Below are 24,329 nucleotides of genomic sequence, written 5' to 3'. Positions count from 1 at the left end.
GGGGCCCGGCGCTACCAGGGGACCGGGCCGGCGGGGGAGAAGTAGCCGCCGGTGGGGCCGGCGGGGCCGAGCCGGGCGAGGCGGCCGATGATCTCGGCGCCCTCCTCACCGTCCTGGGCACGCAGACCCCGGTCGGCTGATGCCGTAGCCGCGGAGGTTGGCCCGCGGCCGCGGAAGTCGGCGCCGTCGACGATCGCTCGTGATCGTCGCGAGCGTGTCGTGGTGGTCGTGGTTTCGCCGAATCCGTGACCGCGACAACACGTGGGCAGCGATCAATCTGCCGTGTTGATGCCGCGTCACCGGGCAAACCCAGACAGAGGCGGCGCCAACGTCCGGGCGCCGGCCGGCCAGCGGGCCGTCGTGGGCGTGATACACCGATGCTGGGCCTGTGCCCGCCGGGCGGCCTGCCCGGTTCGGCGTGTCGCCGGGAAGGGGTGACAGTGGCCTTTCGGCCGCCGTGGCGACGCGCGCCGTCGCGTGGACAGGCGCCACCGGCTCCCACCGGCGACCGGCCGGTGCCGGACCAGCGGCCCGGGGCGGGAACGTTCGCACCGACTCCGCCGGCACAGCGGACTCGGCCTGCGTCGCCGGCTCCGCGGACCAGACCGGCATCCCCGACTCCGCGGGCAGCCTCGAGGCCGGCGGCGGGGCGGGTGCCCGAGCTCCCCGCGTCGCAGCTCCCAACACCGGACATGGCGCGGACGCGGGCCGGCACCTCCGAGGCCCGTCACCTGCTCGACGAGGCCGAGGCCCTGCGCGCGCTCGTCGAGCGGGTGCTCGCCGGAGAGCGGGAGACCCGGACAGCGGTCTGGCGACATTTCCGGGACCTGCGCGCGCGGGTGGTTCGTCGCGACCTCGGGCGGATGGACCTCGCGCGACTCAAGGACACGGCACCGGAGCGGCTGCAGCTGCGACCGCTGGAGACGGCCGGGTACCGCACCGTCGGGGACATCGTCGACCGCACGCCGGCGGATCTGTCCAGGCTGCCGGGCGTCGGCCTGCGCACCGCGACGGCGGCGATCGCCGCGGCAGGGGCGCTCGCCGAGGCCGCGGAGGACAGCCGCGGCATCCGGATCGAGCTGGATCCGGCGGACGCCCGGTCGACCGACCTGCTCACCTGGCTTCGGCGCGCCGTGCTGCTCGCGGACGCTGTCGGCCCCGTCCGGGCGCGGACGGTCGCCGTCGCGCGGAGCCTGCCCGGGGCGCTGTCCGACGCGAGGCCGGCCAGGAGCCGGACCCGGATGTTCTTCGCCGGCGCACAGAGCCGGGCGGCGGCGCAGCGGGGGCTCGACGAGGTGAGCCAGATCCTCGTGGACGCCGCGGACCAGGGCGGCCAGGGCCTGGCGCGCGAGCTCGCGAGCGCGGTCGCGCTTCTCGACCGCCCTCCCGGCGCGGCCGGCGTCTGGACCGACTTCGAACGGCAGGCGGTCCAGTACTACGGGCTGCTGGGGGAGATCGTCGGCAACCGCGGCGATCTCAGCTCCGCCACCGGGCATCTGCCGACCGAGATCGTCGACCGCGTCCGCAACCAGCCCCTCGACGGCACCCTCCGGACGGTGTCGCTGCGCGGCTACCAGGCGTTCGGCGCGAAGTTCGCACTCGTGCAGCGCCGGGTGATCCTCGGCGACGAGATGGGCCTGGGCAAGACGATCCAGGCGATCGCCGCGATCGCGCACCTGCGGGCGCAGGGCGAGTCCCACTTCCTGGTCGTCTGCCCCGCCTCGGTGCTGGTCAACTGGATGCGCGAGATCACCGACCGCGGCAAGCTGACGGTGCACCGGCTGCACGGCGCGGACCGCGCCACGGCCCTGCCCCGCTGGACGGCGCAGGGCGGTGTCGGCGTCACCACCTTCGACACCCTGGCCTCGCTGGATCTCCCCGCTGCCCTGGCCGGCAGGTCCCGCGGACCGCGGATCGCGATGCTGGTCGCCGACGAGGCCCACTATGTGAAGAACTCGGACACGAGGCGGGCGGACGCGCTGCGGGCGCTCATCGAACGGCCGGAGCTCGTCGACCGGGTGCTGTTCCTGACGGGCACGCCGATGGAGAACCGCCTCGACGAGTTCCAGACGCTGGTCGGGTACCTGCAGCCCGGCCTGCTCGACCCGCCACGGCCGCGGTCCGGCGATCCCGCGCCCGTGGCCGTGCCCGGGAGCTGGCCGGGCGTCGCGGCGGCCCTGTCCCCGCGCCAGTTTCGGGAACGGGTCGCCCCCGCCTACCTGCGGCGCAACACGGCCGACGTGCTGTCCGAGCTGCCGGAGCGGGTCTGGACCGACGAGTGGGAGGAGCTGCACTCGCCCGCCGAGCGGGCCGCGTACCGCGACGCGGTGCTGTCCCGACAGTTCATGGCGATGCGCCGGGTCGCGTTCACCGCCGACCCGGAACGCTCACGCAAGCTCGGCCGGCTGGTCGAGATCGCGCGGGAGGCGGCGGGCAACGGGCAGCGGGTGGTCGTTTTTTCTTTCTTCCACGACGTCCTCGACCTCGCCGAGCGGCGGCTGCGCGCCGAGGACGACTGCGGTCAGGTGTTCGGCACGATCAAGGGCGCGATGGCACCCGACGACCGCCAACGCCTGGTGGACGCGTTCGGCCGCTGCCCCGCCCCGGCGGTGCTGCTCAGCCAGATAGTCGCCGGCGGCACCGGGCTGAACATGCAGGCGGCTTCGGTGGTCGTCCTGTGCGAACCGCAGGTCAAGCCGACGTTGGAGGAGCAGGCGGTCGCCCGGCTGCACCGCATGGGCCAGGTCCGCACCGTGCGGGTGCACCGGCTGCTGACCGTCGACAGCGTCGACCAGCGTCTCGTGCAGATCCTGGCCGCGAAGAGATCCGACTTCGACGCCTACGCCCGCCGCAGCGACCTCGTCGCGGCCGGCCCGGAGGCCGTCGACGTCTCCGACGAGGCCCTCACCCGCCAGGTCGTCGAGCAGGAGTACGCCCGTATGGCCCGCGCCGCCGTGAGCAAGGCTCGCGTGAACGAGGCCCCGTGAGGGGTTCCCTCACTACTTCAGCCACGGATCGACGGGTGCGGGCCCGCCGGTTGCCGGCGGGCCCGTGAACCGTGCGTCGGGGAACCAGGGCTCAGTGGGCGTCGCCCGCGAGAGCCCGGCGGTAGCGGCCGAGGGCCATGACCGGCCAGACCAGCCGGTACAGGTTGTAGTTGATGTAGAAGTAGCCGGCGAATCCGGTGCCGGTGTAGTGGTCCTCGTCCCAGCTGCCCTCGTCGGTCTGGGTGGCGGCGAGCCACGCGACGCCGCGGGCGGCGGCCTCGCCCTTCGCGCCGTCGCCGACCCGGTCGGCGGCGATCAGGGCGAGCAGCGCCCACGCCGTCTGCGACGCCGTGGAGACGCCCATGCCGGCCGTCGACATGTCGTTGTACGAGTAGCAGTCCTCGCCCCAGCCGCCGTCGGGGTTCTGCCGGGAGACCAGCCAGTCGGCGGCGCGCTGGATCGCCGGGTGCGAGGCGGGCAGGCCCACGGCGCGCAGCGCCGGGACGACGCCGCCGGTGCCGTAGATGTGGTTGACGCCCCAGCGGCCGTACCAGGAGCCGTCGGGCTCCTGGGAGTGCAGGAGCCACTCGACCCCGCGCTTCGTGCGGGGGTCGTCGCCCAGGCCCAGCTCGCCGAGCAGCTCGACGACGTGGGCGGTCACGTCCGCCGACGGCGGGTCGGTGAGCATGCCGAAGTCAGCGAACGGGATCTTGTAGACGAGGTGGCCGGCGTTGTCGACGTCGAACGCGCCCCAGCCGCCGTCGGCGCACTGCATGCCGAACACCCACTGCAGACCCCGGTAGGTCGCGGCCATGACCTTCTCCGGCCGCGGGTGGGCGACCCGCATCAGCGCCAGCATCACCTCGGCGGAGTCGTCGACGTCCGGGTAGGTGTCGTTCTCGAACTCGAAGGCCCAGCCGCCGACCGGCACGTCGGGGATGGGAACAGACCAGTCGCCGCGCCGGGCGGTGACCTCCTGGCCAACCAGCCAGTCGGCGGCGCGGACCAGCGCCGGGTCGTTCGTGGCGAGGCCGGCGTCCGCCAGAGCGATCGTCGCCAGGCAGGTGTCCCAGACCGGCGACTGGCAGGACTCCTGCATCCGCGAGCCGTCCGAGCGGATGACGCTGTAGTCGTCGAGCGAGCGCAGCGCGGCGGTGAGGACCGGATGGTCCATGGGGTAGCCGAGCACGCGCAGTGCGATGATCGAGTAGGCGGTCGGCGGCTGGATCCCGCCGAAGCAGCCGTCGGCCTCCTGACGGATCACGATCCACCGCTCGGCGATGCCGAGGGCGAGCGCGCGCAGCGGCCTGACCGGGTGCCGGTGGTAGACGTGCAGCGCCTTGTCGATCCGGTGGAACATCCAGGTCCAGGGAAGGTGCTCGAACGCGGCGGACTTGATCCCACGGGCGGCGCGGGCGCCGACCCTGCGCAGGCGGCCGTCGGGCAGCGGAATGCCGGGGCCGCCCCCGTCCTTGGCCCGGCCGGCCACGTCCGGCGGCTCCGGCGCGGCGTCCTGGCCGCGGCGGCGCTTCGGCGCGTCGACCGGCACCGACGGGGCGCCGACCGCCGACGGCTGGGCCGCCGGGGAGCCGTCGCCGTCCAGGTCGGCGTCACCGACGTGGAAGAGGCCGTCGATGGTCGTGTCCACCCAGGCACCCGCGGCGCGGGCGCGCCGACGGGACTTCGCGGCCGGTGCCGGAGCCGGGAAGAGCTCGTCGATCGGGAACGGCGGGATCCCCGTCGGCCGGTGGGCCATGAGCACGGTGATCGCGACGATCGTCTGCCGGCCCCACGAGGCGAACTTGTAGATCGACAGCGGCACCTTCGCCGGCAGCAGCATCAGCTCCGGCGGCAGTACCGGCAGGTCCTCCCAGCGCCACCAGCCGAACAGCGCCAGCCAGATGCGGGTGAAGATCCGGGACGCCGGCACGCCGCCGTGGGCGCGCGTCCACGCGGCGGCGGCGCGCATGTGCGGCGCGTCCGGGCTGTCGCCGACGAGGCGCAGCGCGACGTAGGACTCCACCGTCGGCGCGAGGTCGCCCGGCCCGCCGTGGTAGATGGGCCAGGAGCCGTCGGCGATCTGCCGCGACCGGATGAACCTGGCGGTGAGCTCGGCCTGCTCCTGGTTCCAGACGCCGAGCCACTTGCGCAGCATCAGGTCCTCGGCGTCGATCGAGGTGTTGCTCTCCAGGTCGCCCTTCCACCAGCCGGCGTCGTCCTGCAGCGAGCGCAGGTGCGTCACGGCGCGGTCCAGCATGTCGTCGAGGACGTCACCGTGGCCCTCGGCGTCGGGCGGGGCGATGGTCGGCACGACCAGGGCGGCCGAGGCCGGCGCGGCGACGGTCACGACCTTGGACGTCGCCACGACGGGGGCCGGGACGGCCGCGAGGGCGGCCTCGATCTCGGCGGGCGGGGCGGGCGGGGCGCTGGCCGCGCCGTTGGCAGGCCGGCGGGCGCGGGCGGGCGCGGTCCGGGCGCGGGGCACGGCGGTGGCGGCCGAGATGGCCCTCGGGTCCGTCGAGACGTCGGTCGCGGTCAGGCCGGGGCCGAGATCGTCGTCGGCGGCGCCACGCGGTGCCGGKGCGAACGCGGTGGTCGGCGCGGGGGCGAACGTGGTGGTCGGCGACCCGGCGGCGAGCGTCGTCTCGTCAGTGGTGGTCACGAGAATGCCCTTTCTCCGCGTGTGCGTGGCATGGCCCACGCGACTGGCGGTTACGTGACATAACGGGAATAAGGGACGGCGGCGGGCAGAGTTCGGCCGCGCTGGCCGCTACCCGATCGCCGGTCGGGCGGTCGGGCATGCTGTGAGGCCCCGGGAGCGCAGGGGCAGGGCGATGGTGCGGGACCGCGGCGGCTGGGCTGCGCCTAGCCTTCGGCGGGATTGCCGCGCGGCGGTCGGCCGGCGCGCGCGCCGGCCGGTGGGCCGGTCGGCTGGGCGGCGGTCGGCACCGGCGTCGGGCAGCGGGCGGCGCCGGCCGGGGCCGGGCGCACCGGTTCCGGCCGTTCGGAGGTGGGATGGGCCTGGTCGGCGGGGACGAGCTGGTCGATGCAGTACTCGACCATCGCGAGCATCTCGTCGAGGTCCTGGCCGCCCTGGGTGAACCAGGAGCGCACGCCGACCTGCACGGCGGCGAGGAACGCCGCGGCGGTCAGCGTGGGGCGCAGGTCGGCGCCACGGCCCGGCGCGGGGCCGGTCGGTGGCGGGAAGCGGGGGGTGATCGCGGCGGCGAGGCGGTCGCCGAGGCGCATCATCCGCTGCAGCATCGCGGCGCTCACCGCGGGCGCGCTGTCGGCGATCAGCAGGTGCTCGACGTAGCCACGGAACGCCGCCGGCCGCGGGCCCATCGCGGCCCAGGCGTCCAGCGAGGCGGCGCGCAGCGCCGCCAGCGGCCGCTCGTGGGCCGGGCGGCGCTCGAGCGCCGCGAGCGCCAGCTCGCCGACCTCGTCGAGCGGGGCGAGCGCGACCTCCTCCTTGTTGGCGAAGTACCGGAAGAAGGTGCGCACCGAGACCTCGGCGCTGACCGCGATCGCGTCGATCGTGGTCGCGTCGTAGCCGTACTGGGCGAACAGCGCGTGCGCGGTGTCGACGATCGTGCGCCGGGTGCGCTGCTTCTTGAGCTCCCGCAGCCCGCCCGGTACCGCCTCGTCCAGGTCCCCGGCCTCGCCGGCACCCCCCGGCTCGCCGGGGAGTGCCGCGCCGCCAGCGGGCTGCCCCCGCTCGGCGGGTGCCGCGGCGCCGTGTCGCCCGACCGGGCGGATCACCGGGGTGCCCGCGGTCGGCGCGGTCAGGCCGGCGAGCAGGCGACGCGCAGCGGTGCCTTTCGACGTACCCGTCGCCATGCGTCCTCCCCTGGACAGTGGCCGCCGATGGACGGCTGCCACCTTGTCTGAGGAGATCGTATGACAGGAAATGGCAGATGGCACCAACTGCCACTTTTTTGACAGTCCCTGAGCCCGAGGCGGATCGGTCCGCGCCGACGTTCGCTACCTTGTGCTTACATGGCGAAGCATTCGGTAATTTTCTGTGGCGAGAAGGATGGATTCGTGGCTTTTCGCGCATGCGACAGTCGCATCTGCCGTGTCCCGACGGCCGGCTTCTGGGAAGGCCCCCTCCCGATGCGGGAGGGGGTCGGCGGCGCCGGCGGGAGCCGGCCGGGGAGGAGCCGCGCCGGCCGGCCGCCGGCGCGGCCGGGTCACTTCGGCATGAGCTGGGTGACCGAGTTGGCGACCTTGCCCTTGACCTCGCCGCCAGCGAGGTAGGCCTTGTTGTCCGTGGCCGCGGCCGCCGCGTTCTGGACGCCGTCCGGCAGGTCGCCGGCGTCGGTGACCGAGTTGTCGCTCGGGTCGAACTTGTAGATCTTCGGAGAGGCCTGACCGTTCGCCTGGCCGCCCGCCAGGTAGGTGGTGCCGTTGACGGTGAAGGCCGAGGCGCCCTTGAGATCCTGGGGCAGCTTGCCGACGGTCGTGGTCTTGCCGGTCGCCGGGTCGAACTGCTGGATCGCGTCCGTCGTGCCGTTGTCCGACTCGCCGCCGAAGACGGTGACCTTCTGGCTGGAGCCTGAGCCGGTGGTCGCGACGGCCGCGTTGCGCACCGGGGTCTCCAGTTTGCCGACGTTCTGGAACGTCTTGCCGTCGCTGGTGGCCAGCACGTCGCTCTGGATCTTGCTGCCGTCGTCGCCGCCGACCAGGTAGGTCTTGCCGTTGGCCGTCGCGACGCCGTGGTTCTCCCGTGGCGCCGGCAGCTTGCCGACCTCCTGGCTGGTGCCGTTCGAGAACGTCTGGACGACGTCGGTGACGCCGCCGGCCCCCGAACCGCTGGTGTTGCCGCCGAAGACGGTCGGCGTTCCGTTCACGACCGCGGCGCCCGCGTTCGTCACCGGCTTGGACAGCGTGCCGGCGGAGGTCGCCGTGCCCGCGCTCGGGTCGATGGCGGTCACCTGGTTGGCGGCCTTGCCGTTGGTGTCCTTGCCGCCCATCACCAGCACCTTGCCGTTGTCCGCGACGGCGCTGGCCTCGGTGACCGCGGTGGGCAGGGTGAACGGCGCGTTGGAGGCGGTCAGCGCGCCGGCACCCGGGCTCGCCGTGCCGGAGGGGCTCGCTGTGCCGGAGGGGCTTGCCGTGCCGGAGGGAGAGCCCGTGCCGGTGGGTGAGGCGGTGTCGCTGGGCGAGGCCGTCCCCGTCTCACCGGGGAGCAGGCTCGTCGAGACGCCGGGACCGCCCGTCTCGAATGTCTGGGCGGAGGCGCCCGGCTGGCTGTCGCCACATCCGGACACCAGCGCGGCCGCGAGCACGCAGGTCGCGACGCCCGCGGCGGCGGTCGTCGCACGGGTCGCCGGCCCGCGTCGGGGTCGGCGGGACGATGATCCGTTGTGTCTGTCCACGTCGGCATCCTCACCCAGGGTGACGACGCCGACGAGTCGACCATGGCCAGGGCCGCCTGGCAGGTGAAGCCGCGAAACCGTGGCGTCCTTCAGCCGACACCGGTCGGCGACGAGGATCGGTCGGGTCCATGATGGGTGGCGTTCAATGCCCGATTCGTTCCCCGGCCCGGTGCCCGCGCGGCCTCAGCTTTCCGGCCGCGGCCGTCCTGTCCGTCGGAGCGCTGCAGGAAGGACGGCGATGCGGCCGTTGGGGCTGGTGGCGCGGACCGCCACCGGGGTGCTCGTCGGCATGCTGGCGCTGGCGGTCGCCGGCTGCTCGCCGAGCCTGAAGGACGACATCCCCGCGGGGCTGACCGCGAGYCCGGCGCCGCCGGCGACACCGACCGGCGCGGGGGGCACGGCGACGCCGCGGCCCTCGGCGAGCGCCGCGCTGCCGCCTGGTGACAAGGCCTACCTGGCGCAGCTCACCCAGACGCTGCCCGACCTGAACGCCGACGAGCAGTGGAAGATCGACCAGGCGACCTGGACCTGCACCCTGTTCGACGCCGGGATGACGCTGCGCGGAGCGGCCACCACGTCGGCGCAGGTCTCCGACGACAAGCTGACCGTCGGTGACGCGGTGACCCTCGCCAGGGCCGCGGTACCGAACTACTGCCCCAACCACACCGCCGAGCTGGCGGCCGACGGCGACGCGCCGCTTGACCGGAGCCTCGACGCCTACGCCCAGGCCGCCTGCTTCTGGCTCGACTACGCCCGCGAGCTCAACAACGGCGGCAAGCAGGTCGGCGACATCAACCTCGCCTACGCGGTGTTCGCCGCCAGCGTGGAGGCCAAGAAGGCGATGCCGGTGGACTTCCGCAACGCCTGGCTCGCCATGACCAGCGACATCAGCACCCCACAGGGCCTGACGGACCGGCGCACCCTGTGCGAGCAGCACGGCTGGGGCGGTGCCGGCCAGCCCGCCTAGAACCAGGCTGGCCAGCGCGCTCAGCCAGCGCGCGCTCAGCTGGTCCCGGGGGAGGCGGAGAAGTCGCTTTCGGTGGCGTGGAAGATCGGCGTGGCCGACGGCGCACGCACGGTGCGGCCGGTCGGGCTGGTCGCGATGCTGGGCAGGCCGGGGTCGTACGTGGCGAGCCCCCTGGGCCAGCCGTCGGCGGTGACCGTCATCAGCAGCCTCCGGGTGGCGGGCCGGTTCCACAGCTCCGCCAGGCCGTCGCCGAGGTCCTCGTAGCCCTCGCGCCGCCAGGTCTCCTCCAGCAGGACGGCGAACGACGAGTACAGCATCACCTGGCGGATCTCCGCCGCCGCGATCTCGGGCGCCACGCCGTCGTGGCCGCGGATGGCGGCGCTCGCCGCTACCTTCTCCGCGTTCGCCGGGTCGGTCAGCGCGAGCCTGCGGGCCTCGTCGACGTAGGTCGGCACCGCGCCGAGCGAGGTGCTCACCCAGCGGTGGCGCCCGACGACCGACCACTCCAGCCCGCTCACGAGGTCGTACTCGGGGGAGGCGGTGAGCCAGCCGCGGATCAGCTCGGCGCGCCGGCCGAGCGAGCGGTTGAGGTTGTCGTGCGGGCTGAACTCGCGCAGCTGGCGGGTGAGCCCGGCGAGCTCGTGGAACAGCTCGGCGTCGGTCGGCGCCGTCTCGGTCAGATAGCGCAGCCGGCCCATCATCGTCAGCAGCGTCTCGGCGTCAGCCGTGTCCGACGAGCCGCGCCGGGCCTCCCGCCAGGCCTCCGTCACCCGCCGGTGCATGGCGGTGACCATGCCGGGGCTCGCCAGCGGCGGCATCGAGGAGCGCAGGTCGCGGTCGCGCCGGCGCCACTCGTCGAGGTCGATCTGGCCGTCGTAGGCAGCGCGTGACAGGTTGCCGATCTCGTCGATGAGCGGGACGGGCCATCCGAACAAATAGGCCGGCGGGGCCTTGATCAGTTCGCGAATGTCGTCGTCCACGCGTCTCAGGATGAACCGTCCTCCTGTCGCACCCGACGCCGGGGCGATCGACATGCCCGTCGGCAGCCGGCCCGCGCTCGGCCGGTCACCCACGGGTGGTCAACAGGCACAGCACAACCGTTCCCGACCGGCCGCGCCCCAGCCACGGCGGCGGGTCGGGCGGGTCGGGCGGGTCGGGGGAGGCAACCGGCCGCCGTGGCGGCATGTGGCCAGAACGGGCACATACGATTCGTCCCGCCGGCCGTTCACCAGCGGTTCCGTCATCGCCAGGGGTGGACGGCGCCTCCGTGAGCTGAGGAGCCCGACGTGCCCGCCGTCGCCAGACCTGACCGCCCAGCAGCAGTCGCCGCCGCTGTCACAGCCGTCGTGACCGCCGCGGCGGTCACCGCGCCGACCATCGCCGCCGCGGTGACCTCCCGCGCCGCCGCCCGGCCTCGGCGGGCGGCGTGATCGCGGCGGCGGGCGCCCGCCCGCTGGYGGGGCTGCACGTCATCGAGTGCGCGAGTTTCGTCGCCGGGCCGACCGGCGGGATGACGCTCGCCCAGCTCGGCGCCGACGTCATCCGCCTCGACCCCGTCGGCGGCGGCAGCGACTACCGGCGCTGGCCGGTGGCGCCGACGGGGGAGAGCTACTACTGGCACTCGCTCAACAAGGGCAAACGCTCTGTCGCGCTGGACATGCGCTCGGCCGAGGGCCGCGAGCTCGTGACCGCGCTGATCACCGCGCCGGGGCCGGACCGGGGCATCCTCATCGACAACGTCGTCGGCCGCCGCTGGATGGCGAGCGACATCCTCACCGCCCGCCGGCCGGACCTGATCCACCTGCGTGTCCAGGGCTACCCGGACGGCAAGCCGGCCGTCGACTACACCGTCAACGCCGAGGTAGGCCTGCCCGGCATCACCGGCACCGAGGAGGGCGGCGCGCCGGTGAACCACGTGCTGCCCGCCTGGGACCTCGTCACCGGCCTGTCCGTGTCGACCGGGGTGCTCGCGGCGCTGCACGCCCGCTCGCGCACCGGCGAGGGCGCCTACGTCGAGCTGGCCCTCTCGGACGTCGCGCTCGCCGGCGTCGCCAACATGGGCTGGCTGTCGGAGGCCGCGGCCAGCGGCCACGAGCGGCCCCGGCACGGCAACCACGTCTACGGCAGCTTCGGCGTCGACTTCGCCTGCCGCGACGGCCAGCGGGTCATGGTCGTGGCGCTCACCGAGGGGCAGTGGGCGGCGCTGTGCTCCGTCACCGGCACCGGCGCGGTGTTCTCCGCGCTGGAGACGGCCCTGGACGCCGACCTGACGCTGGAGGACGAGCGTTACCGGCTGCGCGAGACGATCGCCGCCGTGCTGCGGCCCTGGTTCGCCGCCCGGGACTCCAAGCAGGTCGCCGACGAGCTCGACGCGGCCCGGGTGCTGTGGGGTCGCTACCGGGGGATGACGGACGTCGTCGCCGCGCACGCCCGCGGGGTGCACCCGGTGCTCGCCCACGTGCTGGTGCCGGCGGACGACGCGCCGCGGCGCGAGGTGCCCTCGCAGGGCGTGCCGTCGATCACCGCGCGCTCGCCGATGCGCTGGGACGGGGCCTACGGCGCCCCCGGCGAGGCGCCTCGGCTGGGCGCGGACACGGCGGCCGTGCTCGCCGAGGTGCTGGGGCTCAGCGACGCGGAGATCGGCGGGCTCGCCCAGAGGGGCGTCATCGCGGCGACCGACGGGGCGGCGAAGAACGGTGGGGAGGGCTGATGACGACCGGCGCGGCGCTGGACTCCCTCGTCGCCGAGGGGCCGTACTTCGACGAGCTCGCGGTCGGTCAGGTGTTCCGCTCGGCCCCGGGCGTGACGCTGACCAGCGGGCTGGTCGACGCGCACCGGGCGATCGTCGGCGGCCGGCTCGCGCTCACGCTGGACGCGGCGCTGTGCGCGGACGTCACCGCCACCGTCGCGGCGGTGCCCCCGCTCGCCCCGCCGAACGTCGTCTGGGACGTCGCCATCGGCCAGTCGACGGTGGTCACCCATCACGTCAAGGCCAACCTGTTCTACCGGGGGCTGGTGTTCCGGCGCACGCCGCGGATCGGCGACACCCTGCGCACCACTACCGAGGTCGTGGCGCTGCGGCAGAACAAGCCACGTCAAGGCAGGCGCCCGACGGGCCTCGCGGTCCTGCGGATCACGACCGTCGACCAGCACGGCCGCGGTGTGCTCGACTTCTGGCGCTGCGCGATGCTGCCGCTGCGTGACCCCGACCGGGCCACCGGCCACGGCGACGACACCGAGACCGTCGGCACCCGGCCGGCCCCGGCGGAGCTCGCCGCGGTCGTCGACGGCTGGGACCTGGAACGCTTCGCCGGGCTCGTCGCCGGCCCGCGGTTCGCGGATCTCGCCGTCGGGCAGGCCTGGCGCGTCGGCGGCGGCGACGTCGTCTCCAGCGCCCCGGAGCTGGCCCGGCTCACCCTGAACGTCGCCCAGGTGCACCACGACAGCGCCGCCGCCGGCGGGCGTCGCCTCGTCTACGGCGGTCACACCATCGGCCTCGCGTTCGCCCAGGTCACCCGCGCACTGCCGTCCCTGGTCACGGTCGCCGGCTGGGAGGGCTGTGACCACACCGGGCCGGTCCACGAGGGCGACACCCTGCGCGGCGAGGTCACCGTCGACGCGCTCACCGCGCTCCCGGCCGGCGGTGGGCTGGCCCGGCTGCGCTGCCTGGTCCGCGCCGATGCCGAGACCCCGGGGGCTCCCGCGCGCGACGTCCTCGACTGGCGTTTCTTCGCCGTATTCCCCTGAAACCGTCGGGTGGGCTGCGGTGGTGGTCATCGCGGCTGCGGTGGTGGTCGCCGCGGGAGGCGGATAGCCTGCCGAGGAAGATAACCGCGCGCGCTTCAGGTCGGTCTGGAGGAACGGTGGGAAAATCCGTTCGACGGGCGATCCGAGGAACCTGTGAATACCTTGCCGCCGTCGTGACGTCCGTGCTTTACCACGGGCGTCCCCGCTCATACCCCGCGCATCGTGCCGAATACGGGTGGGGTGGGCGGGGCTCACCGTCGACGAGAACGTCCCAGGACGGCCCGGTGGCGCCGCGTCGGGCAGTGGACGAGCTGACCCGTACCTGAACGGGTAGCCACGCCAGGGAAACCGGGAATGCGATGAACCGGGCGAGCCGGGCGAGCTAGAGGCCTGTCTCGACGATCGTCCGGCGGATTCCCTCCGCCAGCGGGGTGGGAAGCCAGCCGAGCTCCTTCTGCGCCTTGGACGAGTCGGGCGTGGCATTCCACAGCAGATACTGAAGCTGGCAGCGGGCGATCGGCGGCGGCCTGCGGGTGATCCGTGCGGCCGCCTCACCCGCCGCGGCCATCACGGTCATCACCGGCGCCGGGATGGTGACCTTTGGCGCCCGGCCCCGGCCGCTGACCTCGGCGACGGTCCGGGTGAGGCGCGCCACGGTCGCGTGTTCATCGCAGAAGATGTACCGCTCGCCCGGCCTGCCGTGTTCGGCGGCGAGCAGGTGGCCCTGCGCCAGGCCCTCGGTGAAGACGACGCCAAACCCGCCGGGTGGGATGGCCGGGAGCAGCCCTCGGAGCACCGGTCGGAACATCTGGGTTTCCATCGACGCGTATCCGGTCGGGCCGAGGCCGTACACCGTCGCCGAGTTGGCGAAGACGACCTCCACGGCGCCGGACGCCGCGAGCACGGCCTGCTCCGCCCGCTGCTTCGACACCTGGTAGGGCGTGCCCTTGTCCGTGACGGCGAGGTTCGTCTCGTCGAAGAGGCCACCCCGTGGCGCGTCGAACACGTTGATCGTGCTGGTGTGCACCAGGCGGGACACCCCGGCCGCCGCGGCGGCTCKGGCGACATTCACCGATCCCTGGACATTGACCCGTTCGAACAGCGACGGGTCGGCCAGCCATTGTTCAGGTACGCCCATGGCGTTGTACACGATCTCACGGCCGGCGCAGGCGTCCGTCAGCGAGGGCGGGTTCGAAACGTCCCCGGGAGCCAGCTCCACTTCGGGGGGAAGAGCCCCGCCTGCCCGGATGACATCCCGGACGAGTGCGCGCACCTCGTGACCAGCCGCAAGTGCCGCCCTGGCCACGGCGCCGCCGACCTTGCCCGTGGCTCCGGTTATCAATACTCGCACCCCGGCGATTCTATAGTGAGATCAGTGGAACGCGCCTACCGCAACGCCGGCCTAATAGGTTCTGACGGAGCGGTGGTGTCTGTTTCGTCCGGCCGGAGCCTATCCTCGATGGTTTGTCGGCCGGCCTGGCGAGTGTCTCGGGCAACGGCTAGGTTGGCTGCCGGGTAGCTTTAGCGAGATCGGTTCGCGCGAAGAGCGCCAGGTGTCCTCGGATGGCGGCATTGTCGCCTCACCACCGGCCCCATGTCCCGGTTCGGGTTCGAGAATGGCTGGGGCCTGCCTTCGGTCTTCGTTTCGGCCGCTCGCCTCGGGCGTGCCCGGCGTCGACGGACACCCCACGCACGGGGATCGCTATCGATTAGAGCGGGAGAAACCGTGGATATTTCTATTCTCGGCGAGATCGAGGAGATCAAGCAGCTCAAGGCTCGTTACCTGAGGCTGGTGGACGAGAAGAAGTGGGAGGAGTGGGCCGACGTCTTCACCGATGACTTCTGTGGATGGCTCGGTGACGTCCCCGAGGAGGAGTTCAACGGCCGCGACGAGTTCATCGCGTTCATCCGGCGGGCGATCGGGGCCGCGGTCACCGTTCACCACGGCCATATGCCGGAGATCGAGGTCGTAGGTCCCGGGAAGGCGCGTGGGATCTGGGCGATGTACGACTACGTGAAGTTCGCCGGCCCGGAGGGGGATCTGGAGCTGGACGGCTACGGGCATTACCACGAGGAGTACCGGAAATGCGATGACGGCCAGTGGCGGATCTGCTCGCTGCGCCTCACCCGCATCCTGGGGATGGTCGAGCAGCTGGAGTGGAAGCTGCCCAAGCCGTCCATCCCGGCCACTCGGGCGGGCTCCGGCAAAGCGGGGTTCGTGCGCTCCTGAGGAGACGGCGCGCACGGCGCGACCCGAGCATCCCGGTGCCGTCGTGCCGTCGTGCCGTCGTGCCGTCGTGCCGTCGTGCCGTCGTGCCGTCGTGCCGTCGTGCGGTTGGTCGAGGGGCCGCGGGCCCGGGCGAGCCAGGCTCGGCCGGCAAGGCCGCTCAGGTGAGATAGGCGGCTCGGGATGGTCCGGTCGGCGGGGAACGGCGATCGCCGTGAGCGACACTTCGAACGCTATCCGGCGTTGACAACCTAAACAAGCAAGCGCATGCTTGGTTTCCGCGATCGGGAGTCAAGATCCTTCCACTCTCCGCATGGCGGTTCCGCTCGCCCCCCACGTCCTGTGCGCAGCTGTCATCTCTGCCTGCTCACCCGCGCGAAGCCGTGCCCACCCGAGATACCGGCGCAGACTTCGCCGACGCCGAAGGGACCAGTCGATGGATGCCGTTTCGGATCCCGACTTACCGTCGCCCCAGAACGCTCCCCGCCCCGCCCAGCACGCCGGACTCAGCCGCCGCACGGCGCTGCGCGGCGCGGCCCTGGCCGGCGGCCTGCTGAGCACCGGCCTGTTCAGTGGCCTCGCGACTCCCGCGTTCGCCGCCACCGAGTACGACGTCGTGGTCGTCGGCTGCGGCGCCGCCGGGATGACGGCGGCGCTGCGGGCCGCGAAGCGCGGCCTCAGTGCAGTCGTCATCGAGAAGGCGCCGACCTTCGGTGGTTCGGCGGCCCGGTCAGGAGCAGGGATCTGGATCCCGAACAACCAGGTGATCCTGGCGGCCGGAGTGCCCGACACTCCGGCGAAGGCGGCGGCCTATCTGGCGGCGGTGGTCGGCGGCGATGTGCCCGCCGCCCGGCAGAGCGCCTTCCTCAGTAACGGGCCGGCGATGATCACGTTCGTCCTCAACAACAGCCCGCTGCGTTTCCGCTGGATGGAAGGGTATTCCGACTATTATCCGGAGCTGCCCGGCGGGATGCCGAACGGCCGGTCCCTCGAACCGGCCATGTTCGACGGCAACCTGCTGGGCGCGGAGCTCGCCCGGCTCAATCCGTCGTACATTCCGGTGCCGGCCGGCCTGGTGATCTACAGCGCCGACTACAAGTGGCTCAACATCGCCGCCGTGAACGCGCGTGGGGTCGCGGTCGCGGCCGAGGYCGCCGCCAGGGGAGTCGCCGCGTCACTGGCCGGCCAGGTGCCGCTCACCATGGGCCAGGCGCTGGCCGGCGGCCTGCGGGCGGGTCTGGCGGCGGCGAGCGTCCCGGTGCTGCTGAACACCCCGCTCGTGGACCTGGCCGTGGAAGGCGGCCGGGTGGTCGGCGCGGTCGCCACGCTGAACGGGACCAACACCACGATCCGGGCACGGCGTGGCGTGGTCGTCGCGGCCGGCGGCTTCGAGCACAACGCCGGCATGCGCGCCGAGTTCCAGGCACAGCCGATCGGCACGAGCTGGACGGTAGGCGCCCGGGAGAACACCGGTGACGGCATCGAGGCGGGGGAGGAGATCGGCGCCGCGCTGGCGCTGATGGACGACTCCTGGTGGGGGCCGGCGATCCCCCTGCCCGACCAGTCCTACTTCTGCCTGGCCGAGCGCACGCTGCCAGGTTCGATCATCGTCAACCAGGCCGGGCAGCGGTTCGTCAACGAGGCGGCGCCGTACAGCGACGTCGTCCACGTGATGTACCAACGCAACACGACCTCGCCGTGTATCCCGGCTTGGATGATCGTCGACCAGAACTACCGGAACCGCTACCTGTTCAGGGACGTGGCGCCGCTGCTGCCGTTCCCGGACTCCTGGTACAACAGCGGCGCGGTGTTCAAGGACTCGACGATCCAGGGCCTCGCCGCGAAGATCGGCGTCCCTGGCTCCGCGCTGGCGAGCACGGTCAGCCGGTTCAACGGCTTCGCGCTGCGGGGAAAGGACACCGACTTCGGCCGCGGCAACAGCGCCTACGATCATTACTACACCGATCCCGGCGTGGTCCCGAACTCCTGCCTGGCCGCGCTGTGGCTGCCGCCGTTCTACGCATTCAAGATCGTTCCAGGTGACCTCGGCACCAAGGGCGGCATGGTGACCGACGCGTCGGCGCGGGTGCTCCGGACGAACGGGTCGGTCATACCGGGCCTCTATGCCGCGGGCAACTCCAGCGCCGCTGTGATGGGCCACAGCTATACCGGCTCGGGGGCCACGATCGGCCCGGCGATGACCTTCGGCTACGTCGCCGCCAACCACATCGCCGACAATCCGCCCGCCTGACCGGGCGGATATCTGGTCGTCGGTGTCCGGACCAGCGCGGACCGGGGGGCTGTTGGCGCACCCCGGTCCGCGGCGGATGCACCTCAGCTTTTCGTTTGTTCGTCATCTCTCGGATGCCGGTTGTGGAGGAGGGCGCGCCAGTCTGGGGCCCCCAAACCTCGACAAGGAGCATCCGTGGTCGACATCGATCGCCGCAGGTTCCTGAGCCTGGCCGGCGGGACGGCCGCTCTGGTCGCACTCGACCAGAGCATCGCGCGCGCCGCCGCGATCCCCGCCAACCGCCGGACCGGAACCATCAAGGACGTCGAGCACATCGTCGTCCTGATGCAGGAGAACCGGTCCTTCGATCACTACTTCGGCACGCTGCGCGGCGTCCGGGGCTTCGGCGAGCCGCACCCGGTGGTCCTGCCCGGAGGCAAGCCGGTCTGGAACCAGCCCAACGGCACAGGCGAGCTGCTCCCGTTCCACCCGGACGCCGCCGACCTCGGCGCGGCCTTCCTCACCGGCCTCCCGCACAGCTGGACCGACGGCCACCAGGCCCTCAACAACGGCGTCTACAACCAGTGGGTGCCGGCCAAGGGCACGGCCACCATGGCTTACCTGCAGCGCCAGGACGCGGCCTTCCACTACGCGCTCGCGGACGCCTTCACCGTCTGTGACGCGTACTACTGCTCGTTCGTCGGCAACACCGACCCGAACCGCTACTACATGTGGACGGGCTGGACCGGCAACGACGGCAAGGACGGCGGCCCGGTCCTCTACAACGACGAGCTCGGCTACGACTGGAAGACCTACCCGGAGCGCCTTGAGGCCGCCAAGATCAGCTGGAAGGTCTACCAGGACGAGGGCACCGGACTCGACGCCGCCGGCTCCTGGGGCTGGACCAGCGACCCCTACATCGGCAACTACGGCGACACGTCGCTGCTCTACTTCAACACCTACCGCAACGCCCAGCCTGGCAGCCCGCTCTACGAGAAGGCGCGCGTCGGCACCAAGGCCGCGGCAGGCCAGGACTACTTCGAGCTGCTGCGCGCCGACGTCAAGGCGAACAAGCTCCCCAGCATCAGCTACGTCACCGCGCCCGAGGCGTTCAGCGAGCACTCGAACTGGCCGTCGAACTACGGCGCCTGGTACATCGCCAAGGTCCTCGACGCGCTGACCAGCAACCCCGACGTGTGGAGCAAGACCGTCCTGCTCGTCACCTACGACGAGAACGACGGCTTCTTCGACCACCTCGTCCCGCCGCACCCGAACAGCGAGCTGATTCCCGGCGCGAGCACCGTCAAGACGGACAACGAGGTCTACCGCGGCCCGCTCGGCAACGGCCACTACGGCCTCGGCCCGCGGGTCCCGATGTACGTCGTCTCGCCGTGGAGCGTCGGCGGCTGGGTGGCCTCGGAGACGTTCGACCACACGTCGATCATCCAGTTCATGGAGAAGCGCTTCGGCGTCAAGGAGCCAAACATCACCCCGTGGCGGCGGGCGATCTGTGGCGACCTGACCTCCGCCTTCGACTTCTCGAAGGACAGGACTGACAAGCCGAAGCTCCCCGACACCAGCTCGTGGGCGCCGAAGGACCGCGACCGGCACCCCACCTACAACCCGGCCGTGCCGGCGACCGGCACCATGCCGAAGCAGGAGCGGGGGCAGAAGCCGGCCCGGCCGACGCCGTACGACCTCTCCGTCCACGAGACCTCGAAGGTGGGCGCTGCCATCCTCGCGGTCGAGTTCGAGAACGACGGCCGCCTCGGTGCGCACTTCCAGGCCCGGCTGCTCGCGCCCGTCGGCGTGCCGCACAGCTACACCGTCGGCTCGGGCGCCAAGCTCAAGGCGTCGTGGCCGGTCGCCGGTGACTATGACGTCCATATCCACGGCCCCAACGGCTTCTTCCGCCGCTTCGCGGGCACCGTGGGCAAGGACAAGGTCTACGTCGAAGTGCGCCAGTTGGCCAACACCCCTGTCCTGCAGGTGTCCATCGACGCGCCGAAGGACGTCACCGTCGACGTGCGCAGCGCCTACGACAAGCAGGGCGGGAGCGGCACCGGGGACCGCAAGGTCAAGATTGACACCAAGGACTTCGGTAACTGGTACGACGTCACTGTGTCCGTGTCGGGCACGAAGTGGGTGCGTACCTTCGCGGGGCATCTGGAGGACGGCAAGCCGTCGGTGAGCGACCCGCAGCTGGGCGCCTGAACCGGGATGGCCGAAACCCAGTAGCCGAACCGGGTAGCTCTGAGGCCAGGGGTGGTTGGACCCGGCAACCGGGAACTCGGTAGCCAGGACAGCGGTCGTGGGGTCCGCGTGCGTACGCGCGGGCCCCACGACACGTGGCACGGGATATCTCCACAGCGGACACGACTCGGCTGGCCATGACTGACCTGGCGGAGGGTGGAGGATTCGAACCTCCGCGGGCAGAACCCGACCTGCGCTTAGCGGGCGCGTCCCTTACCGACTCGGGCAACCCTCCATCGTTCGGCGTCTGGTACCCACGGAGGGAATCGAACCCCCAACATTCCGGCTCTGAACCGGATGCCTCTTCCAGTTGGGCTACGTGGGCGTGCACCCGGCGCGCGCCGCCGGCGGCGACATCGGTCCGAGTCTTCGGTGCTGGCGGAGAGATTTGAACTCCCACAGCGCAAGCGGCGGCTTTACGGGCCGTTGGGCTCACCAGTGCCCAGCGCCAGCGAGATCCCGCGGAGACATATGTGTCCCACGTGACCGCGGGGTGGAAACCCCCCGGCCTCGTCCGCGCAGTAGGACTCGAACCTACAACCTCAGCCGTCGGAGGGCTGCGTTCTCTCCGTTGAACTATGCGMGGTCGGTCGCGCCTGGCCGTCGTGGCCGGCGCGCGTGCCCAGGGAGGGGTTCGAACCCCCGACCTTCTGCTTGTAAGGCAGCCGCTCTCCCTGCTGAGCTACCCGGGCGTCGCGCTGGTGAGGGGACTCGAACCCCCGCTGTCCTCCCTGACAAGGAGGTGCCCTGGCCGCTAGGCGACACCAGCATCGTGGAACTGGGGAGACTCGAACTCCCGACCTACGGTCTGCCGAACCGCCGCTCTACCGCTGAGCTACAGCCCCAAAAATGGGGTGACCGAAGGGACTCGAACCCTCTCGTACCAGGTTCACAACCTGGTGCCTCGACCACTTCGGCATCGGTCACCATGCGCCGAGTGGAGCCTCGGGGATTCGAACCCCGTGCCTTCTCCGTGCGAGGGAGACGCTCTTCCTAATGAGCTAAGACCCCATGTGCTCCGGACCTGGACCGGCCGGCATGTGGAAACTCGAGCTTCCAGCGCTCTTCCAGCGCTGCCGGTCGGACCTCTCGGTCCGTGGTAGCGGGGGTGGGATTCGAACCCACGATTCCGGGATTATGAGCCCCGTGAGGACGGCCGAACTCCTCTACCCCGCCGTAGCCGTGGAAGGCCTCGAACCTTCGCCATGCCGCTTAAGAGGCGGCTGCTCTGCCGACTGAGCTACACGGGCAGGTACTACGTAGGCAGGTACTACAAGGTGGCGGTGCCAAATGCCGGTCCGTGCCCGCCATGTCGCGGGCCATGCGGGCCGGGTCGCGGAAGACGGAGGACTCGAACCCCAACGGCCTGCGCCGCCCATCCGTTTTCGGGACGGTGGCCACCCCGACGGTGACTTCATCTTCCAGAAGGCCGCGGCGCGGCCCAGTGCTCCGTGCGGGACTTGAACCCGCAGTCTCCGGATTGAGAGTCCGGCGAGTTGACCTTCTTACTCCAACGGAGCATAGTGCCGCTCGGAGGAGTCGAACCTCCACTGGCCGCGATCTCGGCGCGGTGCCTCTGCCCGTTGGGCTAGAGCGGCATGGTGGCCCGTGGGCTGGTACCTAGCCCTTAACCCTGCCTGCCGGTAGCGAGCGGGTGCAGGGGCGCCGCGGGCCGCGGCGCGTGGGAAAGCAGTCACAGTGGTCGCCCGAGGACTTGAACCTCGCGCCCCCCGCGTATCAGACGGGTGCTCTGACCTGATGAGCTAGACGACCGGGCGAGCTGAGGTGAAAGGACTCGAACCTCTATTTCCGGGTCCAGGGCCCGGCGGCCTGCCATTGGCCGACACCCCATCACGGGTACCGCGTGGGTCCGGAAGGTACCGAGCCTTCCTCTCCCGCTTTTCAGGCGGGCGCTGATCCCTCTCAGCTACAGACCCCTGGAGTGGGCGGCCGGGCTTGAACCGGCGACCTTCACCATGGCAAGGTGATGTGCTGCCAACTGCACCACGCCCACACGAGAAACCGAGCCCAAGGGCGGATTCGAACCGCCGATCTTCCCCGTACCGGGGGGACGCACTGCCACTGTGCTACAAGGGCACGCCATGCCACCGGGAGTACCCGGAGGAGCCGCGAAAAGCGTACCTTCGCGTCTCCTCCAGGCCCGGAGCCGCCGGGCGGGCTCGAACCGCCGACCTGTCGCTTACGAGGCGACTGCTCTACCAACTGAGCTACGGAGGCATACCGCGGGGGTTCCCGAGAGCGGTCACGGAGAATCGAACTCCGGTCTGATGCTTGGAAGGCACTCGCTCTGCCACTGAGCTACGACCGCGTGCGGCGGGACCGGTCGCCCCGCTGGTACCCCTCACAGGAGTCGAACCTGTGGCCTCCCGGGTCGCGGCCGGGTGCTCTGTCCTCTGAGCTAGAGGGGTGTGCCGCCGGGCGCCGGAGTCACCGTGATGGTGGCCTCGGGCGCGCCGGCGTCGTCGGGACGGCCGGATTCGAACCGACGTGGGCCTGATCCCAAATCAGGTGGGCGACCTCTACCCCACGTCCCGTCTCGGCGGCTGTGGGGCAGGATGCCCCGCAGCCACCGGTGTGCCAGGGATGGCGCCCTGGCGTGTCATGTCCGCTGTGGAGTTGTCAATCATGCGAGCGCTTCCCGAAAAGGGCGCGCGAGCAGGGACGGAGGGACTTGAACCCCCAACGAACGGTTTTGGAGACCGCCGCTCTACCTTTGAGCTACATCCCTAGGGGATAATCCGCCGGTGGCGATTCCCATGGAAAAGAGAAGACCGCCTCGCGGGTGGATTCCCGGGGCGGTCTGAGTCCAGTGACCTGTCAGGTCAGGACGTCAGCCCCGGGCTTGCGGCGGTGAGCCACATCGGCGCGGCCAGATATGAGAGCCGACCTCGGAAGATATCGGCCTGAGGGTGCAGGGGCTCGCAGGTCGGTCGCATGCCACTGGCCTCCTCTGGTCGTCTCCGCCACTCGGCGTCGCGCTGCTGGGTGCTGTGCTGTGTCGTGCCGTTCGGTACCGTGCCGCCGTGCGTCGCTGCTCTGTTCTGTGCCGTGCTGTTCGGTGTTCTGGGCTCCGTTCGAGCGCCTGGAACAAGAATGCCCCGGCGCCCGCGTCATCTCAAGGGATTTTCCGCGAGAGCCCGCCCGGACGGCGAGCGGCGTCCTCGGCCGGGCGGCGGCGACCGAAGGCCGGGACCCGAGCCGGGGACTTGTGGGTCAGCGCGCGGACGCGGGCGGCGTCGGACCGTCAAGACCGGCGACGAGGCGCCCCAGTGCTGGGAGAGCGGCGCGGAGGCGGCCCTGGTCGACGTCGGTGAGCCGCGCGAGCACCTCGACGACGGCGGAGTGCAGATCTCGCTCGACGCCCGCCACCTCGGCCTGGGCCGTCTGGGACAGGTAAAGGCGGGCGACGCGGCGGTCGTGTGGGTCACCGCGCCGCTCGATCAGGCCGGCGCCGACCAGGTCCGTGATCAGGGTGCTCAGATTGTGCGGGCGCATCGACAGTGCCTCGGCGGCATGCCGCACCGACATGCCCGGCTGGCCGGCGAGCAGGCGCAGCACCTGGATGTGGCGCGGGCGCAGCTTCTCGAACGCCGCCGGGGTCGCGGTCGGCTTCTCGGCACCGACGACCCGCCACAGCAGCCTCGCGGCCTCGACGATCTCGACGGCGAGCTCTTCGGTGCGCCCGTCACGGGCCGCCGTGACCGACAGGACGGTCTCGCGCGCGACCCGGTACCGAGCGTTCGATGCGCCTGGGCGTGCGGTCGAGGCGGTCATACCCGTCGCCCGCGGTCGAGCCGGCTCGGGCTCGGGGCCGCGGGGCGCCGGGACCCGGACGGGCTGGGCGCGCCGGACGGGTTGGGCGTGCCGAACGGGGGAAATCTCCGCGTGCGGAGGCGTCGGTTGGTCGTCGACCGGCCGGTGCTCGGGYGGATGGCCGGTAGGGCCGGTGGCGTCGGAGCCGGGACGAGAAGCAGCCGCGGGCGGATGGGCGGGCTGGGGGTGGCGACGGGTGGGAAGGTGGACCGCTCGCCCCGGAGAGGTTCCTTGTGGAGTCCGCACATCACGCAGCCTGTTCTACCGGAGTTTCCTCTCCGTTCAGTCCAAGTTTCCTGAACGTACCGAGAGTCATAGGTCCTATCGGTCAGACATCCACCACCGGCCGCGACCCCACCATCGACGGACCATCGACGGCGAGAGTCGGTGCCGCGTCTGAAGGCCCGCCTCAGACGGTAGCCGCCGACGGCGCCAGGCGCGATGCCGGGCGGCCGGATCCCGATGACGGCCGCGGCCGGCCCGCGGGCGGAGGCTCGTCCGGCGGTCCTGTCCGAGGACAGACTAGCTCTGCCGGGCCAACAGGTCCGGAAAAAGACTCATCGCCGGCAAAGCGGACCGGCCGGTGTGCCCGCTGTGGGCGGGCATGGGCTGACTGCCGGCAGCGCGATGACGTCGGCTACTGTCAGGCCTCGTGACCAGGTACGGAACTCCTCCGGGCGGTCAGCCCGAGAGCCGTGGCGCC

The 24,329-nt window shown here is 71.8% G+C and carries 14 protein-coding genes and 23 tRNA genes; 8 read left to right on the top strand and 29 right to left on the bottom strand.

Features of this window, described 5'->3' with window-relative positions; translation table 11 throughout:
• The first annotated feature begins 653 nt into the window (after positions 1–653).
• Complete coding sequence (locus BCD49_RS15785; protein ID WP_007517940.1) at positions 654–2,987, top strand: DEAD/DEAH box helicase; 2,334 nt, start codon at positions 654–656, stop codon at positions 2,985–2,987.
• A 91-nt stretch (positions 2,988–3,078) separates the two neighbouring features.
• Here BCD49_RS15785 and shc read toward each other — a convergent pair whose 3' ends face one another.
• The 3 genes from shc to BCD49_RS15770 all read right to left on the bottom strand — a co-directional run bounded on the left by shc (position 3,079) and on the right by BCD49_RS15770 (position 8,368).
• Entirely contained in the window at positions 3,079–5,649 is a 2,571-nt protein-coding gene (shc, locus tag BCD49_RS45045) for a squalene--hopene cyclase (RefSeq protein ID WP_071041616.1), read from the bottom strand.
• 203 nt (positions 5,650–5,852) lie between these two features.
• Positions 5,853–6,827, bottom strand: a complete 975-nt coding sequence (locus BCD49_RS15775; protein ID WP_071041615.1) for a TetR/AcrR family transcriptional regulator — start codon at positions 6,825–6,827, stop codon at positions 5,853–5,855.
• 353 nt (positions 6,828–7,180) lie between these two features.
• The gene (locus BCD49_RS15770; protein WP_007517076.1) at positions 7,181–8,368 is read right to left on the bottom strand and encodes a Kelch repeat-containing protein; all 1,188 of its coding nucleotides are present in this window, start codon (positions 8,366–8,368) and stop codon (positions 7,181–7,183) included.
• A gap of 238 nt (positions 8,369–8,606) precedes the next feature.
• On the opposite strand from BCD49_RS15770, the gene BCD49_RS15765 reads away from it, so the two are divergent.
• On the top strand, positions 8,607–9,335 hold the full coding sequence (locus BCD49_RS15765; protein ID WP_007517077.1) for a DUF732 domain-containing protein: 729 nt from the start codon (positions 8,607–8,609) through the stop codon (positions 9,333–9,335).
• Between the two features lie 35 nt (positions 9,336–9,370).
• Here the strand turns inward: BCD49_RS15765 and BCD49_RS15760 are convergent, their stop codons facing one another.
• Positions 9,371–10,315 (bottom strand): hypothetical protein, encoded by a 945-nt coding sequence (locus BCD49_RS15760; RefSeq protein ID WP_035928378.1) that lies wholly within the window; start codon positions 10,313–10,315, stop codon positions 9,371–9,373.
• 306 nt (positions 10,316–10,621) lie between these two features.
• Here BCD49_RS15760 and BCD49_RS43555 point away from each other — a divergent pair, with 306 nt between their 5' ends.
• From BCD49_RS43555 to BCD49_RS15750, 3 genes are read left to right on the top strand one after another with little or no spacing between them, the layout of a single operon-like run.
• Positions 10,622–10,765 (top strand): hypothetical protein, encoded by a 144-nt coding sequence (locus BCD49_RS43555; RefSeq protein WP_157845229.1) that lies wholly within the window; start codon positions 10,622–10,624, stop codon positions 10,763–10,765.
• Complete coding sequence (locus BCD49_RS15755) at positions 10,762–12,045, top strand: CoA transferase (RefSeq protein ID WP_071041614.1); 1,284 nt, start codon at positions 10,762–10,764, stop codon at positions 12,043–12,045. Before BCD49_RS43555 ends, BCD49_RS15755 begins: the two co-directional genes overlap by 4 nt.
• On the top strand, positions 12,045–13,082 hold the full coding sequence (locus tag BCD49_RS15750) for a MaoC family dehydratase (RefSeq protein WP_007517081.1): 1,038 nt from the start codon (positions 12,045–12,047) through the stop codon (positions 13,080–13,082). The genes BCD49_RS15755 and BCD49_RS15750 overlap by 1 nt, the downstream gene beginning before the upstream one ends.
• A 382-nt stretch (positions 13,083–13,464) precedes the next feature.
• Here BCD49_RS15750 and BCD49_RS15745 read toward each other — a convergent pair whose 3' ends face one another.
• The gene (locus BCD49_RS15745; RefSeq protein ID WP_027140698.1) at positions 13,465–14,433 is read right to left on the bottom strand and encodes an NAD-dependent epimerase/dehydratase family protein; all 969 of its coding nucleotides are present in this window, start codon (positions 14,431–14,433) and stop codon (positions 13,465–13,467) included.
• Between the two features lie 375 nt (positions 14,434–14,808).
• Here BCD49_RS15745 and BCD49_RS15740 point away from each other — a divergent pair, with 375 nt between their 5' ends.
• The 3 genes from BCD49_RS15740 to BCD49_RS15730 all read left to right on the top strand — a co-directional run bounded on the left by BCD49_RS15740 (position 14,809) and on the right by BCD49_RS15730 (position 19,753).
• Positions 14,809–15,312, top strand: a complete 504-nt coding sequence (locus BCD49_RS15740; protein WP_007517083.1) for a nuclear transport factor 2 family protein — start codon at positions 14,809–14,811, stop codon at positions 15,310–15,312.
• Positions 15,313–15,745: 433 nt separating this feature from the next.
• A complete protein-coding gene (gene kstD / locus BCD49_RS15735) occupies positions 15,746–17,560 on the top strand; it encodes a 3-oxosteroid 1-dehydrogenase (protein WP_198939439.1) in 1,815 nt (604 codons plus the stop codon).
• A 174-nt stretch (positions 17,561–17,734) separates the two neighbouring features.
• Positions 17,735–19,753: a phosphocholine-specific phospholipase C gene (locus BCD49_RS15730; protein WP_007517085.1), complete on the top strand. Its 2,019-nt coding sequence runs from the start codon at positions 17,735–17,737 to the stop codon at positions 19,751–19,753.
• A gap of 186 nt (positions 19,754–19,939) precedes the next feature.
• Here the strand turns inward: BCD49_RS15730 and BCD49_RS15725 are convergent.
• The 24 genes from BCD49_RS15725 to BCD49_RS15615 all read right to left on the bottom strand — a co-directional run bounded on the left by BCD49_RS15725 (position 19,940) and on the right by BCD49_RS15615 (position 23,587).
• Positions 19,940–20,027 (bottom strand) — tRNA-Ser (locus BCD49_RS15725).
• A 13-nt stretch (positions 20,028–20,040) separates the two neighbouring features.
• Positions 20,041–20,117: transfer RNA gene (locus tag BCD49_RS15720), tRNA-Leu, on the bottom strand.
• 48 nt (positions 20,118–20,165) lie between these two features.
• Positions 20,166–20,245: transfer RNA gene (locus tag BCD49_RS43550), tRNA-Tyr, on the bottom strand.
• Between the two features lie 60 nt (positions 20,246–20,305).
• Positions 20,306–20,378: transfer RNA gene (locus tag BCD49_RS15715), tRNA-Arg, on the bottom strand.
• 33 nt (positions 20,379–20,411) lie between these two features.
• Positions 20,412–20,484: transfer RNA gene (locus tag BCD49_RS15710), tRNA-Val, on the bottom strand.
• 4 nt (positions 20,485–20,488) lie between these two features.
• Positions 20,489–20,561, bottom strand: a tRNA-Asp gene (locus BCD49_RS15705).
• Between the two features lie 4 nt (positions 20,562–20,565).
• Positions 20,566–20,637, bottom strand: a tRNA-Ala gene (locus BCD49_RS15700).
• A gap of 5 nt (positions 20,638–20,642) precedes the next feature.
• Positions 20,643–20,719: transfer RNA gene (locus BCD49_RS15695), tRNA-His, on the bottom strand.
• 11 nt (positions 20,720–20,730) lie between these two features.
• A tRNA-Ala gene (locus BCD49_RS15690) sits at positions 20,731–20,803 on the bottom strand.
• 86 nt (positions 20,804–20,889) lie between these two features.
• A tRNA-Met gene (locus BCD49_RS15685) sits at positions 20,890–20,968 on the bottom strand.
• 1 nt (position 20,969) lies between these two features.
• Positions 20,970–21,040 (bottom strand) — tRNA-Lys (locus tag BCD49_RS15680).
• Positions 21,041–21,237: 197 nt separating this feature from the next.
• Positions 21,238–21,312, bottom strand: a tRNA-Glu gene (locus tag BCD49_RS15675).
• Positions 21,313–21,316: 4 nt separating this feature from the next.
• A tRNA-Leu gene (locus tag BCD49_RS15670) sits at positions 21,317–21,390 on the bottom strand.
• A 101-nt stretch (positions 21,391–21,491) separates the two neighbouring features.
• A tRNA-Ile gene (locus BCD49_RS15665) sits at positions 21,492–21,565 on the bottom strand.
• 7 nt (positions 21,566–21,572) lie between these two features.
• A tRNA-Gln gene (locus tag BCD49_RS15660) sits at positions 21,573–21,643 on the bottom strand.
• A 14-nt stretch (positions 21,644–21,657) separates the two neighbouring features.
• Positions 21,658–21,729, bottom strand: a tRNA-Phe gene (locus BCD49_RS15655).
• Position 21,730: 1 nt separating this feature from the next.
• Positions 21,731–21,806 (bottom strand) — tRNA-Gly (locus BCD49_RS15650).
• Between the two features lie 11 nt (positions 21,807–21,817).
• A tRNA-Thr gene (locus BCD49_RS15645) sits at positions 21,818–21,889 on the bottom strand.
• Between the two features lie 68 nt (positions 21,890–21,957).
• Positions 21,958–22,030: transfer RNA gene (locus BCD49_RS15640), tRNA-Thr, on the bottom strand.
• Positions 22,031–22,050: 20 nt separating this feature from the next.
• A tRNA-Gly gene (locus BCD49_RS15635) sits at positions 22,051–22,121 on the bottom strand.
• Between the two features lie 24 nt (positions 22,122–22,145).
• Positions 22,146–22,221: transfer RNA gene (locus tag BCD49_RS15630), tRNA-Arg, on the bottom strand.
• A 54-nt stretch (positions 22,222–22,275) separates the two neighbouring features.
• A tRNA-Pro gene (locus BCD49_RS15625) sits at positions 22,276–22,347 on the bottom strand.
• Positions 22,348–22,469: 122 nt separating this feature from the next.
• Positions 22,470–22,541: transfer RNA gene (locus BCD49_RS15620), tRNA-Trp, on the bottom strand.
• Between the two features lie 485 nt (positions 22,542–23,026).
• Positions 23,027–23,587 carry a MarR family winged helix-turn-helix transcriptional regulator gene (locus BCD49_RS15615; protein WP_007517087.1) on the bottom strand — a complete coding sequence of 187 codons (561 nt, stop codon included), beginning with the start codon at positions 23,585–23,587 and terminating at the stop codon, positions 23,027–23,029.
• Positions 23,588–24,329 lie beyond the last annotated feature (742 nt).

Source organism: Pseudofrankia sp. EUN1h (genome assembly GCF_001854645.1).
Taxonomy (GTDB): domain Bacteria; phylum Actinomycetota; class Actinomycetes; order Frankiales; family Frankiaceae; genus Pseudofrankia; species Pseudofrankia saprophytica.
This window is presented reverse-complemented; position numbering and strand designations above follow the sequence as displayed.

Coding starts and splice junctions, on each gene's coding strand:
- BCD49_RS15775 (WP_071041615.1), bottom strand. CDS start 6,827: ATGGCGACGGGTACGTCGAAAGGCACCGCTGCGCGTCGCCTGCTCGCC.
- BCD49_RS15750 (WP_007517081.1), top strand. CDS start 12,045: ATGACGACCGGCGCGGCGCTGGACTCCCTCGTCGCCGAGGGGCCGTAC.
- BCD49_RS15615 (WP_007517087.1), bottom strand. CDS start 23,587: ATGACCGCCTCGACCGCACGCCCAGGCGCATCGAACGCTCGGTACCGG.